At 43.1% G+C, this 14,925-nt stretch carries 13 protein-coding genes and 1 pseudogene; 9 read left to right on the forward strand and 5 right to left on the reverse strand.

Translation table 11 applies throughout. The features are described from left to right. The first annotated feature begins 184 nt into the window (after positions 1–184). From RMY64_RS22085 to RMY64_RS22115, 7 genes and pseudogenes are all read left to right on the forward strand, one after another. Positions 185–1,081: an MBL fold metallo-hydrolase gene (locus RMY64_RS22085; protein WP_322675259.1), complete on the forward strand. Its 897-nt coding sequence runs from the start codon at positions 185–187 to the stop codon at positions 1,079–1,081. Between the two features lie 132 nt (positions 1,082–1,213). Continuing rightward, positions 1,214–2,290, forward strand: a complete 1,077-nt coding sequence (locus RMY64_RS22090) for a bifunctional riboflavin kinase/FAD synthetase (RefSeq protein WP_322691375.1) — start codon at positions 1,214–1,216, stop codon at positions 2,288–2,290. Positions 2,291–2,525: 235 nt separating this feature from the next. After that, positions 2,526–3,434 (forward strand): MoxR family ATPase, encoded by a 909-nt coding sequence (locus tag RMY64_RS22095; protein WP_322675261.1) that lies wholly within the window; start codon positions 2,526–2,528, stop codon positions 3,432–3,434. A 259-nt stretch (positions 3,435–3,693) separates the two neighbouring features. Then, positions 3,694–4,002: pseudogene (locus RMY64_RS22100) on the forward strand (type II toxin-antitoxin system RelE/ParE family toxin). 185 nt (positions 4,003–4,187) lie between these two features. Then, positions 4,188–4,775 carry a cytochrome C gene (locus RMY64_RS22105; protein ID WP_322701108.1) on the forward strand — a complete coding sequence of 196 codons (588 nt, stop codon included), beginning with the start codon at positions 4,188–4,190 and terminating at the stop codon, positions 4,773–4,775. Positions 4,776–5,096: 321 nt separating this feature from the next. Further along, entirely contained in the window at positions 5,097–7,889 is a 2,793-nt protein-coding gene (gene secA, locus RMY64_RS22110; RefSeq protein WP_322701109.1) for a preprotein translocase subunit SecA, read from the forward strand. A gap of 143 nt (positions 7,890–8,032) precedes the next feature. Next, positions 8,033–8,173 carry a hypothetical protein gene (locus RMY64_RS22115; protein ID WP_322701110.1) on the forward strand — a complete coding sequence of 47 codons (141 nt, stop codon included), beginning with the start codon at positions 8,033–8,035 and terminating at the stop codon, positions 8,171–8,173. A 531-nt stretch (positions 8,174–8,704) separates the two neighbouring features. Here the strand turns inward: RMY64_RS22115 and RMY64_RS22120 are convergent. Together RMY64_RS22120 and RMY64_RS22125 are read right to left on the reverse strand one after the other, a co-directional pair. Then, on the reverse strand, positions 8,705–8,953 hold the full coding sequence (locus RMY64_RS22120) for a hypothetical protein (protein WP_322701111.1): 249 nt from the start codon (positions 8,951–8,953) through the stop codon (positions 8,705–8,707). 107 nt (positions 8,954–9,060) lie between these two features. After that, on the reverse strand, positions 9,061–9,267 hold the full coding sequence (locus RMY64_RS22125) for a hypothetical protein (RefSeq protein ID WP_322675266.1): 207 nt from the start codon (positions 9,265–9,267) through the stop codon (positions 9,061–9,063). A gap of 1,022 nt (positions 9,268–10,289) precedes the next feature. Between RMY64_RS22125 and RMY64_RS22130 the strand changes: the two genes are divergently transcribed. Together RMY64_RS22130 and RMY64_RS22135 are read left to right on the forward strand one after the other, a co-directional pair. After that, the gene (locus RMY64_RS22130; protein WP_289799005.1) at positions 10,290–10,484 is read left to right on the forward strand and encodes a DUF2256 domain-containing protein; all 195 of its coding nucleotides are present in this window, start codon (positions 10,290–10,292) and stop codon (positions 10,482–10,484) included. Continuing rightward, the gene (locus tag RMY64_RS22135; protein WP_322691372.1) at positions 10,484–11,437 is read left to right on the forward strand and encodes an isoaspartyl peptidase/L-asparaginase; all 954 of its coding nucleotides are present in this window, start codon (positions 10,484–10,486) and stop codon (positions 11,435–11,437) included. Before RMY64_RS22130 ends, RMY64_RS22135 begins: the two co-directional genes overlap by 1 nt. On the opposite strand, the gene RMY64_RS22140 is transcribed toward RMY64_RS22135, so the two are convergent. From RMY64_RS22140 to RMY64_RS22150, 3 genes are all read right to left on the reverse strand, one after another. Then, positions 11,428–11,850, reverse strand: coding sequence for a DUF29 family protein (locus tag RMY64_RS22140; RefSeq protein ID WP_322683972.1), 423 nt, complete (start codon positions 11,848–11,850; stop codon positions 11,428–11,430). The genes RMY64_RS22135 and RMY64_RS22140 overlap by 10 nt on opposite strands. Before the next feature lie 115 nt (positions 11,851–11,965). Then, positions 11,966–13,345, reverse strand: a complete 1,380-nt coding sequence (glmU, locus tag RMY64_RS22145; RefSeq protein ID WP_322701112.1) for a bifunctional UDP-N-acetylglucosamine diphosphorylase/glucosamine-1-phosphate N-acetyltransferase GlmU — start codon at positions 13,343–13,345, stop codon at positions 11,966–11,968. Between the two features lie 204 nt (positions 13,346–13,549). After that, positions 13,550–14,794 (reverse strand): two-component system response regulator, encoded by a 1,245-nt coding sequence (locus RMY64_RS22150; RefSeq protein ID WP_322683970.1) that lies wholly within the window; start codon positions 14,792–14,794, stop codon positions 13,550–13,552. Positions 14,795–14,925: the final 131 nt, after the last annotated feature.

The following is a 14,925-nucleotide window of genomic DNA, read 5'->3' on the forward strand; positions in this document are numbered from 1 at the left end:
CCCCAAAACCTAAAAAGTTCTAACTGACGTCTTTCATTCACATTTACACAATCAGCCAGAAACAGGATATGCTGTTTTACCAAGAAATCCTTCCTCAAGCAAAATCAGTGAGACAGCATAAACTTCAACAAAAGAAGTAACAATTCTTTCATTTATCGCCCGCTCAGTCCAGCAAGCAACACCCATGTCTAGGATAGAGAATCAATTTACCGTACAATTTTGGGGCGTTCGTGGCAGCATCCCCAGCCCTGGGCCACACACTGTTCGTTACGGCGGTAATACCCCTTGCATATCAATGCAAGCGGGCGATAAACGCTTAGTTTTCGATGCTGGCACGGGACTACATGTTTTGGGGCAATCTCTGTTGCGCCAAATGCCGTTAGAAGCTCACATATTTTTTACTCACTCTCACTGGGATCACATGCAAGGTTTTCCCTTCTTTACGCCAGGGTTTGTAAAGGGGAATGACTTTCATATTTACGGCGCGATCGCACCTGATGGTTCTACCATAGAACAGCGCCTCAACGATCAAATGTTGCACCCGAACTTTCCCGTACCCTTGCAGATTATGCAAGCTAATTTAAATTTCTACGACATTCGGCCAGGGCAACCAATCCACATTGATGACCTTACCGTAGAAACAGCACCTTTAAACCATCCAGGTGAAGCTGTTGGATACCGCGTCAACTGGCGTGGTGGTGCAGCTACTTACATCACTGATACCGAACATTTTCCCGATCGACTCGATGACAATGTGTTGTGGTTAGCTCGTAATGCTGACATTCTGGTTTACGATTCTACCTACACAGACGAGGAATACCACTCGCCAAAATCCCCGAAAATTGGCTGGGGGCATTCTACTTGGCAAGAAGCTGTAAAAGTGGCACAAGCCGCTAACGTCAAAACTCTGGTGATTTACCACCACGACCCGGCGCACGATGACGACTTTTTGGATCGTGTCGGCAAAGAAGCCGCTGAAAAATTTCCTGGTGCGATTATGGCACGGGAAGGATTGGTACTTCAGGTTCCGACCTCAGTTGTCTTATCAGAATCTTTTCCTGTTAGCAAGTTTTCTACTTAAAGATTGCGATCGGAGGAATTGGAGATTTTAGATTAGATTGGTGATCAGAGGCTTTCAGCGCTCCTGAAGGCGGTTTACCATAGGGTAGCTTCCTGCTGAGAGCTAAAATAAACCTAAAATCTCAGAATCCACGTGCTAAATTTGTCTAAAAATGGGTGTTCTGTGCGGGTTGCTTTTTCTAGCGTTGGGCTACTAACGCCGACTGCTGTTGCCCTTGGCAAGTTTGATGGCGTTCATCTTGGTCATCAAAGGGTAATTCAACCAGTCTTGCACGCTGGTGGTCACTTATCAGTAGCTAGTAGTCCGCACTCAAAGGAAAATCAACTGACAAATCAAGAATATACTTATTCAACAGTTGTCACCTTTGACCCCCATCCACAGGAGTTCTTTACAGGGCAACCCCGAACTTTGTTAACGCCACTGGATGAAAAAGTCCAACAATTGCGATCGCTTGGGGTAGAACAACTGGTATTACTACCCTTTGACAAAGAATTGTCTGCGTTGACCCCCGAAGAATTTGTCGAAAAAATTCTCGTGCAACAACTACGATGCGAACGAATTAGCATTGGACAGGATTTTTGTTTTGGCGAAAAGCGCAGTGGTACTGCTCAAGATTTGCAATTACTCGCCGCCAAGCACAATATTCCCGTTACCATCGTTCCTTTACAAACTTATACAGGTGATTCGTCCACCCAAACCAGTTGCGTCAGTACTACTCCGACTCAGGATGCTCGCATTAGCACTTCATTGATCCGCCAAACCCTTGAGCAGGGAGACATCGAAAACGCAAATCTGTTACTAGGACGCCCTTACGCCCTTCTTGGTGATGTCGTTCAAGGTCAACAATTGGGCAGAACAATTGGCTTTCCCACCGCTAACCTCCAACTACCAAAAGAAAAGTTTTTGCCCCGCCAAGGAGTCTACGCTGTCCGTGTTTTCACTCTCAATGAAACAACAGATACCGCTCCTAGTGAGAACTTGGGTGTCATGAATATCGGTAATCGTCCAACTATAAACGGTACTTATTCATCTGCGGAAGTACATTTATTCGATTGGTCTGGCGATTTGTATGGCAAAAAACTGGTTGTGCAACTAGTTAAATTTTTGCGCCCCGAACAAAAATTTCCTTCTCTCGAAGCCCTGAAAACACAAATTCAACTTGACTGCGTTGTTGCTAGAGAAGTTTTGAGTGCTGGAGCGGAAAGTTAAAAGTTAGGAGTTAAGAGTTAGGAGTTTGGAGTCATTCAATTTTGGATTTTAGATTTTAGATTTTTATTTCAATCCAAAATTCAAAATTCAAAATCTAAAATTGGCAGAGTTACGAGTTCTAAGTGGGAACAATGTATTTAGGAAAATTGAGCATTGGGCATTAGGGAAGAATTCTTATAACTCCTGACTCCTAACTCCCAACTCCCCATTACACACTCCTCACTCCCCACAACGCATGAGAGAAAAAATCGACGCTTTAACACAAAATCTGGCTCTTACCATCGTTGGCAAAGCTGAGGCAATACGCTTAGTGCTAGTAGCATTGCTAGGTGGTGGCCATGCTCTCTTAGAAGATGTTCCTGGTGTTGGTAAAACCCTACTCGCTAAATCCTTAGCTCGCTCGCTGGATGGCAAGTTTCAACGGCTACAATGCACTCCCGATTTACTGCCAACTGATATTACCGGCACTAACATCTGGAACCCAAAAAGCGGCGAATTTACTTTTTTGCCTGGGCCAGTCTTTACCAATGTGTTATTAGCTGATGAAATTAACCGCGCCACACCCCGCACTCAGTCAGCTTTATTGGAAGTTATGGAGGAACATCAGGTAACAGTTGATGGTGTCTCTCGTGCAGTTCCTCAGCCCTTCTTTGTAATTGCTACTCAAAACCCTATCGAGTATCAAGGTACTTTTCCCCTGCCAGAAGCGCAAATGGATCGGTTTATGTTGTCGCTGAGTTTGGGCTATCCTTCTGAGGCAGAAGAACTCCTGATGCTACAAAATCTCCAAAATGGTATCAAAGTTGCTAATTTGCAGCCTTGTATTACCTTGGCAGAAGTGCAGGAATTGCGTTATCTCTGCTCTCAAGTAAAAGTAGCAACTTCCTTGCAACAATACATTCTCGAATTGGTACGGGCAACACGTCAAGACGAGGAAATCGCCCTTGGTGTCAGTCCCCGTGGCACATTAGCATTACAACGGGCTGCTCAAGCCTTAGCTTTTCTATTAGGGCGTGATTATGCCATTCCCGATGATGTGAAATTTCTTGTCCCTTATGTTCTGTGCCATCGACTTATTCCTAGAGGAGGGCGCAATTCAAGAACTGTTGTTGAGCGATTATTGCGATCGGTTTCTATTCCTTAATGCAAAGTGACTTCGACGATCTAAAAAACAGCTATCCAAGGTAGCGGTAACTGCATTTCTTGCGTTCCAGAACAAGCAGAAGCAGAAGAGCTTGACCCTGATGATACGCCCGTTGAGGAGATTAAAGCTAGTTTGAGGAGAGCCTTGCAGCAAGCCAAAACAGGGCAACGCTTGCCATTATCTCAAATGTGGGAGGGAATTGATGCCGAATGAACAGCTATCGGTATTCATCGATTTAACTCCTGAATATAAATAAAACTTGCGTGACCTTTCAAAAAAATTTCGCAATATTCGCTCTGATGTTCAACCAATTATTGAGCAATTACAATAAGGAAATATTGTAGGAGATAGAATTGCGGGCATTGGTGAGGAGTATGTTGTTTATAAAATGAGAGTTCGTAACAGTAGTATCCAAAAAGGTAAGAGTGCTGGATACCGATTGATTTATCAAGTTGAGTCACCTACAAGTATTTTGCTACTAACGATTTATTCAAAATCTGACCGAGAAGATATTGGTGCAAATGAAATCCGAGATATTGTGGCTGATTTTTATAGTGAGTCAGGTTAAAACTACTAGAATACTTTTCCTTGCATAGTCAGTGGTGTGCTGAATAGATATTTATATTACTGTTGTCAATATAAAACGATGTCTTGCTGACAAAACTACTTACACAAAATTTGAAACACTGTCAATACTGCGTAAGTCTTATGATTAGCACAAGCGCCACTTTTAAATATCTGGGAATGTGAGGAATGTCAATTTTTGTTAAGCGGAAAATCCGCGATGCCTACGGCGGGCTACGCCAACGCCAAGCGCTACAGCCAAGCGCCGAACGTGAGTTCAAACGCCAATTTTTCGGTTTACTTCTGGTAATTATAACGTGGAGTTTAGCTATGGGTTGGCTTCTAGCCTTGGCAACTAACGCCCAAAGTGCAACTCCTCCCGCTGAAATTGGCACTGTTGATGTAGTACCTGCACAATACCAATTGGGGCAAGAACTTTATTTAGAAAACTGCTCCAAATGTCACATTGCCATACCGCCAGCCGTTTTACCTACCCAAACTTGGAAAAATATCCTGCAAGACTCGCAGCACTACGGCGCACAACTCCAGCCTTTAGTCGATCCGCAACGCATCTTGGTGTGGAAATATCTTTCGACTTTCTCCCGCGTGCAGCTAGACGACGAAGAAACACCATATCGCCTCAACAACTCGCGTTATTTCAAAGCTTTGCATCCAGGAGTTGAGTTATCACGTCCCGTCCAGATTGGCAGCTGTGTCAGCTGTCATCCCAGTGCTAATGATTACAATTTCCGCCGCCTGACAGCAGAGTGGAAGTGAGGAGTGAGGAGTGAGAAGTGAGGAGTTGAAAAATTCATAACTTATAACTCATAACTCCTAACTCTTAACTCCTAACTCTATTCCCCCACACCCTCTCTGGCCCCATCTGGGGGCAAAATGATACTATGAAGAAAGAGTAAATATAAGATAAGAGTTAAAACCAATCAGTTTATTAAATGATTGGCTAGTTTTTATCCCGCTTTTGAGGTAATTCTCATTTCACACCCATCCACGACCAAGACGTTTGGGCTGGGTTAAATGTTTATAATCAATGCCGATCCTTTAATTCTCATCCCCCTTGATTCAGTTCTATAACCTGCCATGCTAAAACTTTTGTTGGGCGACCCCAACGCTCGTAAGCTTAAAAAATACCAACCTTCTGTTACTGAAATTAACCTTTTAGAGGAAGAAATTAAGGTTCTTTCCGATGATGAGTTAAAAGGTAAAACCGTCGAATTTAAACAACGGCTCGCTAAAGGCGAAACCCTAGATGACATATTGCCAGAAGCTTACGCCGTTGTTCGGGAAGCAGCACGGCGAGTATTAGGCTTGCGGCATTTTGATGTCCAACTCCTTGGTGGTATTATTTTGCACGTGGGGCAAATTGCCGAGATGAAAACTGGTGAAGGTAAAACACTAGTCGCTACCTTGCCAAGTTACTTAAACGCCCTTACTGGTAAAGGTGTACACGTCATCACCGTAAACGATTACCTAGCTCGTCGAGACGCTGAATGGATGGGACAGGTGCATCGCTTCTTGGGGCTGAGTGTGGGGCTAATTCAGTCAAGCATGACTCCTAGTGAACGTCAGAAAAACTACGACTGCGATATCACTTATGTTACCAACAGCGAGGTCGGCTTCGACTATCTGCGGGATAACATGGCGACATCAATGGCAGATGTGGTACAACGCCCGTTTAATTATTGCGTAATTGACGAGGTGGACTCGATTTTAGTTGATGAGGCGCGGACACCACTAATTATTTCTGGGCAGGTGGAAAGACCTACAGAAAAATATCTCCAAGCCGCTGAAATAGCATTCACACTCAAAAAAGACGAGCATTACGATGTGGATGAAAAAGCTCGCAACGTTCTATTGACAGATGAAGGGTTTGCCGAATCGGAAAATCTTTTGGGAGTCACAGATTTATTTGACCCAGAAGATCCTTGGGCGCACTTCATTTTCAATGCAATTAAAGCCAAGGAACTTTTCCTCAAAGATGTAAATTACATCGTCCGCAATGGTGAAGTAGTAATTGTGGATGAATTTACTGGTCGGGTGCTAGCCGGACGGCGTTGGAGTGATGGATTACACCAGGCGATTGAAGCAAAAGAACGCGTAGAGATTCAGCCAGAAACTCAAACTCTAGCGACAATTACTTACCAAAATATGTTCTTGCTGTATCCAAAACTCGGTGGAATGACAGGAACGGCAAAAACCGAAGAACCAGAATTTGAAAAAATTTACAAACTTGAAGTTGCGGTAATTCCCACTAACCGCGATCGCAGACGCGAAGATTTGTCTGATATGGTGTTCAAGACAGAATCAGGTAAGTGGGGAGCGATCGCCGGAGAATGTGCCGAAATGCACCAACTCGGCAGACCTGTCTTAGTAGGAACCACTAGTGTAGAAAAATCCGAACTTCTCAGCCGCCTATTGAAGGATTTGAAGATTCCTCACGAATTACTCAACGCCCGACCGGAAAACGTCGAGCGTGAGGCGGAAATTGTCGCCCAAGCTGGACGCAAGGGTGCTGTTACCATTGCTACGAACATGGCTGGTAGAGGTACAGACATCATTTTGGGTGGTAACTCCGAATACATGGCACGTCTGAAGCTACGGGAATACTTTATGCCCCGAATTGTCATGCCAGAAGATGAAGACGCCTTTGGCGTGCAAAGAGCAGCCGGATTGCCTACAGGACATGGTGGTGGTCAAGGCTTTGTCCCTGGTAAAAAAGTCAAAACTTGGCGAGCTTCGCCAGAAATTTTCCCGACTCAATTGACAAAAGAAACAGAAAAACTACTCAAAGATGCAGTAGAAATTGCAGTGCGTGAGTATGGCGATCGCAGTTTACCAGAATTGGAAGCTGAAGAAAAGGTAGCTGTAGCCGCAGAAAAAGCCCCCATTGATGACCCTGTAATTCAGAAATTGCGGGAAGCTTACAACCGCGTCAAACAGGAATACGAACAATTTACTACCCGCGAACATGAAGAGGTAGTGGGTATCGGCGGTTTGCACGTAATTGGTACAGAACGCCACGAATCGCGCCGGATTGATAACCAGTTGCGCGGACGTGCAGGAAGACAAGGCGACCCTGGAACCACGAGATTCTTCCTCAGTTTAGAGGATAACCTACTGCGGATTTTTGGTGGCGATCGCGTCGCTGGGTTAATGAATGCCTTCCAAGTGGAAGAAGATATGCCCATCGAATCTGGGATGCTTACCCGGAGTTTGGAAGGTGCACAGAAAAAAGTTGAAACTTACTACTACGACATTCGGAAGCAGGTATTTGAGTATGACGAGGTGATGAATAATCAACGTCGTGCTATTTATGCTGAACGCCGCCGAGTTTTAGAAGGTCAAGATTTGAAAGAACAGGTGATTAAATACGCTGAAAAAACGATGGATGACATCGTTGACTTCTACATCAACATAGACTTACCCTCGGAAGAGTGGGAGTTAGAAAAGTTGGTTGAGAAAGTCAAAGAATTCGTCTATCTGCTAGCGGATTTACAAGCTAGTCAATTAGAAGATATTACAGTCAGCGAGATTAAAGCCTTCCTCCACGAACAGGTACGAATTGCTTACGACCTCAAAGAAGCGCAGATTGACCAAGTTCAACCCGGACTTATGCGCCAAGCGGAACGCTTCTTTATCTTGCAACGCATTGATACCTTGTGGCGCGAACACCTGCAACAAATGGATGCCTTGCGCGAATCGGTGGGATTACGTGGTTATGGGCAAAAAGACCCGCTAATTGAATACAAGAGCGAGGGGTATGAATTGTTCTTGGATATGATGGTAAACATCCGCCGAGACGTTGTTTACTCGTTGTTCATGTTCCAGCCACAGCCGCAACCGGTAGTCCAGGCTTCGTCTGAGATGGTGTAGTAGGGAATATATTACGCAGAGACGCAAAGGCGCAGGGAGTGCTTTTGCGTCTTTGTGTTTTAAGGCATCTCTCAAAAATATTTTGTTTTCAGAAGTTTGCTGAAACGGGTAAGCTGATACTACCAAGTCTTTAGGGTAAGCAAATGGGGCAAGTAATAGTTACCCTTACTATCACAAATCAAATCGATCGAGTTTTGGCAGAACGAGGTTTTATTTCTTTGGGTTTCTCGCCTACTTACGTATTCCACTCAGATCGATACAAAATTGATTTATGGGAACCCTAAGTCATTAGGTATGCAAATGATTTTGTGATTTTGCACCCTGACAGATAAGTATTAAATAAATACAAATAAATAGCTATAAAAATGAATGGTTTGAAACCCAGAGTATCCTCTTTACAGTTGTCATAAAATTAAGAGATAAAAGAAAGACCATGCTTGTTTTCCACTGGTAAGTCTTACCATTGGGTTAAGTTCATTAGTAAAAGGAAAGTTAGCTGCAAATACAGCACAATCAATTCAAGAATTTATGCAAATCTTTTTTAGCTGTATTTTTAACATTCATCTATAGCCAAATACAGCTATTTTTAATGAATTTTTACAGTCAGAATTGCATTATCTACTGCTGTTATCTGGGCTGACTTTTCATAAGCTTTGAACTCAAAAACAAGCATGGTCAGTGAGCGACGTTGAAGTGTCACTTTTACCTACTGTCTTATACTACTATGTGGTATAAGATAGAGGTATAGAAATATTTATAAGAAGCTTTTATGGACATTGCCCATAAAAGTTACCTACAATGTGGTTATGCAAGCTTTAGGAAGCTGTTGCAGATGTATTGGCAGATGCAATAGCTTTATCACCATCAGTAATAGCGCCAGCAAGAGCACCAGCAAGAGCACCTGAAATCTCAGCGGAAATACCGAATTTGTCTACTTTATAACTGCTTTTCTTAGCAGTAGAATAGCTACGTGCGTAAGCAGATGCAACTCCCCCTTGTACTTGACTAAGATCGGAAGTTTCATTTTCACAAAAACTGAGATCGGAAATTCTTAATCGTTCCATAAAAAAGCTCTCTTTGAAAAACGAATGTATTGCTGAAAGTTTTTGATAACTTTCAGCAATTTTTCTATCTAAAATGCACTGTAGTACACTGTAGGACTAAGGCATATTTAGCCGGCAGAAGAACTAGATGAACCGACACTAGCAGATAGGCTGTATTTCTTGGAGACAGCAACGGTGCTAGTAGCAATGCTGGTGATAGCGATGTTTTTACCAAAAGCGAATGCTTTTGAATTAGCATCTGCAAAAGCTATTCCACCTTGAACATTGTCATTTTCAAGAACGGTTTCTACATGAGAAAGATCGTTGATAATCATGATTTTACTTTCCTAAGAATTAGTAAGGTCAACTGGTTTTTTGTCGTGCCACTACAACTTGTTTTTTAGTGGCATACAAAGAATAGCACTATTAGAATTCGATGAACAGTAGTTTTACGTAAATTTTCTTTTATTAAGGAAAAAACATTCTACTATCAAGTTACTGACCCTATATAGTATTTAAAAATTGTTTGAAAAGTACTTTGCTATGTACTATCAAGTTATTTACAACGTCTAGTATTTAGAGGTTGTTTTAAATGTGTTTCGATATGAGTTTAAGCACTTTTAATTACCCTAACCTCCAAGTCTATTTCATTCGATCTATTAAGGATATTGTCAACAACATAGACAGTAAATGCGGGGAAGTTAGTAATCGAAAAATTACTATCTCAAAGAGTCAATTTCAGTGCGTTAGCGTTGGCGTAGCCTCTCGTAGAGAAGCCTTGCCGTACCTCTACGGGGAAGCAAGCTACGCAAAGCGTCTCCGACAGGAGAGGGCATCACTATTTTCTTGTGCAATCAGATTTTTTATTCACCTGATTTTTTGCTTGAAACGCTTGTAAATCAGCACCTTTTAGGACATGAAACAGCTTTCCTTGCCCTAACGTCGTCAGGGGTCTTTCATGTCCTTTATTGGTATCAGTAAACTTAAGCTAAAACTCCTTTAATATCTCGTTTCCAGTCAGAGGCTAGAAATACTGCCTCCCATTAAACATTCCCCTGCTCCGACAGGCAATGAGATAAACCGCTAAAAGCTTTAACCTTAAGTTGACACCAATGTAAGTCCTTGCACCTCTACAAATCTAAAAATAGTTGGGGATAATTTATTTTTTGCAAGTCCTTAAAAGAGAAGGATAGTAAGATTTAAAGCCTCTCTCTTTTTAGAATAGATATTGCAAATAACTCTAAGGATAGATTGACAATATATTTGTTCGTCGAATTTATCCTGCCTTCATAGCAAACTGGTTATAATTATCTTCCATCTCCCTCAGAAATTAAATTCTCATTTACACAGTATTTATATGGGACGTGTTCGTTCTAAATCTGACCTACCTACAAAAATCTGTCCGGTATGTCAACGTCCTTTCACATGGCGTAAAAAGTGGCAAGATTGCTGGGACGATGTGAAATACTGCTCAGAACGTTGTCGTCGTCGCCGTTCTGAAGCTCAAAATGAAACCAACCGCGATACAGACGCAAATAGCGCAAGAGATTAATGGAGTTACAGGTGCAACCTAAATTAATTATTCATGGTGGGGCTGGTAGTTCTCTCCACGGTAAAGGCGGATTAGAGGCGGTGCGCCGATCGCTCCATACAGTAATAGAAGAAGTTTATTCTCTGCTATTGTCAGGAGCAACTGCCTCAGAGGCAGTGGTGCGGGGTTGCCTAATGCTCGAAGACAACCCCCGTTTTAATGCTGGTACTGGTTCAGTATTGCAATCTGATGGACAAATCCGTATGAGTGCTTCCCTGATGGATGGTGCATCAGGGCGGTTTAGTGGTGTGATTAATATCTCGCGGGTGAAAAATCCGATTGATTTAGCGCAATTTTTACAAAGCTCCCCAGACCGAGTGCTATCAGATTTCGGTTCGGCTGAGTTGGCGCGAGAAATGCAAATTCCCAGCTATAACGCTTTAACTGATTTGCGGTTACAAGAGTGGATACAAGAGCGCCAGGATAATTTTAAAAGCGCAATGGCTGGCGTAGTAGCAGAACCCGAACTGCTAGAAACCAGCAATAGCGGACGCGGTACCATCGGTGTAGTAGCTTTAGATGCATCTGGTAAGCTAGCTGCTGGTACTTCTACTGGTGGTAAGGGATTTGAGCGGATTGGCAGGGTAAGTGATTCGGCGATGCCAGCAGGTAATTATGCTACTAGTAATGCTGGTGTTAGCTGTACTGGCATTGGTGAAGATATCATCGATGAGTGTTTAGCCGCACGAATTGTAGTGCGTGTTACTGATGGGATGTCACTGAAGGAAGCGATGCAGCGTTCCTTTGGGGAAGCCCACGAGAACAAACGCGATTTGGGAGCGATCGCCTTAGATGCTAGTGGAGCGATCGCTTGGGGGAAAACTAGCGAAATCTTACTCGCCGCCTACCACGATGGCGAAAAAGTTGGTGACACTTTGGAATGGACTGGCAACGAACTGATCGGCTATTGTTGAATCAGTTTCAGCGCTTCGGCTAAAGTTTCTTGCTGGTCAATCATTGCGGCCAATTCTTGGGCTTCATAACGCCCTTCAAAAGTTTCTAGCGCCGCTCTTTTCAGTGCCACTTGATATCCTTGTTCCAGAATATCGATTAATTCTGCTTGATTCAAGTAAAAGCCACCGGATTTGCGGCGCTTGTTTATTTTGTTGATTTCCCGCACTGTATTTTCTATTGAAACATCCCAAGAGCGAGTAGAACGTTTTTCGGCCTTTTGTTTAATTAAATGGATGAGCAGAATCACACCATAACTATCAATTTTATTGATTTTGTCATTGAGGCTCATTTCTTCTAACTCATCCACCAACAGCAGCGCCTCATGGATTTTGCCTTGTTCTAGAAATTGCCTAAGTTCTAGCAGTTCTTCCATGCATGTTATATGTTGAGATTTTGGCTATATTACTAATCTAGCTAGATTAGACATCTAGCAAAAATCGTGGTTTATAGTCTAAGACTAGAGATCAAACGCGATTAACACCGATAAATTATTTATGTCGATCTGTGGTTTCATTTTCAACATTTTTCCTTTGCCAAGCGGGTTTCACCACCTGACGACTACGGGCAATTACCAGAGAATCATCAGGCACATCTTCTGTCACAGTAGAACCAGCTGCAATGTAGACATCATCTCCCAACGTGAGCGGAGCCACTAAAACGCTATTGGCGCCAGTTTTTGTCCGATCGCCTATTTTGGTACGATGTTTCTTTACGCCGTCATAGTTGGCAGTAATTGTACCAGCACCAATATTCACCTGATTACCGACAACAGTATCACCTATATATGACAAATGGGCTGCATTGGTGCGATCGCCTAATTGCGTATTTTTCAACTCCACAAAATTTCCCACACGGCAACCAGCACCCACCTGTACCTGACCGCGCAAATGAGTATAAGGGCCAATTCGGCTTCCGGCCTGCACGGTGCTATTTATAACTACTGAATATTGCACCGTGACATTTTCACTTAGCTGACTATTTTCAATTAAACTCCCCGGCCCAATCCGACTTCCTGTTTGGATTACCGTATTTCCCCGCAGGTGAGTTTGGGGTTCAATAATTACATCTGGCTGCAATTCCACTGTTTCATCAATGGTGATGCTTGTGGGGTCGATGAGGGTGACACCCGCCAGCATCCATTTTTCCTTGACTCGTTTTTGCAAAATTTCGGATGCTGCTGCCAGTTGCAAGCGATCGTTGATGCCAAGAATTTCTTGATAATCTTCCACATCCACTGCCATTACTTGTCCTACCTGAGTTACGGCATCGGTAAGATAGTATTCTTTTTGGGCATTGTTTGCCTGGAGGTGGGGAAGCACCTTTGCCAAATCTGGCCAGCGAAAGCAGTAAACTCCAGCGTTAATCCGCTGATTTTCTCGTTGAGCAGCCGTACAATCCTTGTGTTCGACCATTTGCTGCACAATATTTTCATCGTTACAAAAAACGCGCCCGTAGCCTGTGGGGTCGGGTAGGTGCGAGGTGAGAATAGTGGCAGAGTTTTGATTTTGGACGTGAGTTTGTAACATCTGCTTAAGAGTTTCGCTGCGTATTAACGGTAAATCGCCGTTAAGTACCAGTAAATCTCCTGTGTAATTTTCCAAGTGAGGAAGTAATTGCTGGATAGCATGACCTGTCCCCAATTGCACAGTCTGTTCGACAAACTCCAAACTGGGAATTGAATGCATGGCGGCTTGGACTTCCTCAGATTGATATCCCACAATCACGATTCGCCGTGAGGGCGAAAGTGGTTCTACACTTTCGAGAACTCTCTCTACTAGCGATCGCCCACCCAAAGAATGTAAAACCTTGGGTAAGCGTGATTTCATCCGTGTGCCGCGTCCCGCCGCTAGAATTGCTACAACTACCATAATTAGCTATCAGCTATCAGTGAAATTGTGATTAGTGCTGTTAGTACTTTAAAATCTCGGCTCAAATCATACCAGCTAATCATAGAAGACTGAAAATATCAAAAAATTCAGAATTCAGGAGTCGGTATAACTTTTACTCATAAAAAGCAGAGATTATAATAATGCAAATTAGCGTTCATTACAGCAGCTACAAATCATTACTCCCTATTCCTCAGTCTTCCCATTTTCCTGAAAAGAGCAAATAAACTCTGCAAACTGCTGCATTAGTTTGGGGTTACGCCAACCAGAATCAGCTTCTTCTTGCATCACTAAAAGGGCTTCTGTTGAAGTAAAAGCTCTTTTGTAAGGTCGTTCACTAGTCAGGGCATCATAAATATCAATTAACTGAAATACTTGCGCAAGATAAGGAATATCATCCCCCTTGAGTCGATCCGGGTAGCCTGAACCATCCCAACGTTCGTGGTGATGACGAATAATCGGAATTACACCGCGCATACTGCGTAGTGGTTGGCAGATTTTTTCTCCAATCAAAACGTGCTGCTGCATAATTTGCCAATCTTCGGGGGTGAGTTTGCCTTTTTTTAGCAGCACAGCATCGGGAATACCCACTTTACCAATATCGTGGAGATAACCACCCCACATCAAATCTCGAATTTGATAGCGTGTGAGGTTGAGGTATTCACCAAAAACTTGTCCCAGTTTTACTAGACGTTCGCAATGGTTGCCTGTATTGGGATCGCGACTTTCGATAGACATGGCAATGGAAAACAGTACTTGTTCGGCATGGTCTAAATCTTCGTTCAGACGCTTCTGCCGCACCAAGGACTTTACACGCGCCGCTAGTTCCACCCGATCGAAGGGTTTGGTGAGAAAATCATCTGCCCCAACTTCAATTCCCCGAATGCGCGATCGCCTGTCATTTAACGCTGTAATAAAAATTACTGGGATTAGCCTAGTCTGCTCATCTTGTTTAAGCAATTGGCACACTTCAAATCCATCCATTCCTGGCATCATGACATCCAGCAAAATCAAATCTGGTTGTTTTTGAGTTACCAATCCCACAACAATAGACCCAGTGTCCGCCTCAATCACCTCATATCCTTCCATCCCCAAGAGGGCAACAGCAGTCATCCGGCTGGCGGCATGATCGTCAACAACTAAAACCTTCGGCGGATCTAAATCAAACCCATTCACTTTAGAACCTTTGGCTTGTAGTGTTCTAGAGACCAATGAATCTTCATCACAATTAACATCAGATTTTATCCAAGAAAACATTGCTTGCCTATCTTCAAGCATAAGGTCTCCTTGAGATAAGCCTAAAGAATAACCCTCCGCATTTTGCGATTCTACAGCATGATTTGAACCGATACTCTTCACTGTGCTAATGGGGTTTGACCCATTAACAATTTTTTCTGTAAAGCCTGTATGGTTGGATTTCCATTGAATCACAAAGGCACTCCAAGTTTTTGCACAAGTTAGTTAACAGCGTTAGATTTTAAAAACAAATTTAAGATTTGACTGTATCTGAGTCAGAATTTCGATATGGATTATGGATGATGTCAAGCTGCGGATGGAATTTT

This window comes from Nostoc sp. DedQUE08 (assembly GCF_034530895.1).
Taxonomy (GTDB): domain Bacteria; phylum Cyanobacteriota; class Cyanobacteriia; order Cyanobacteriales; family Nostocaceae; genus Nostoc.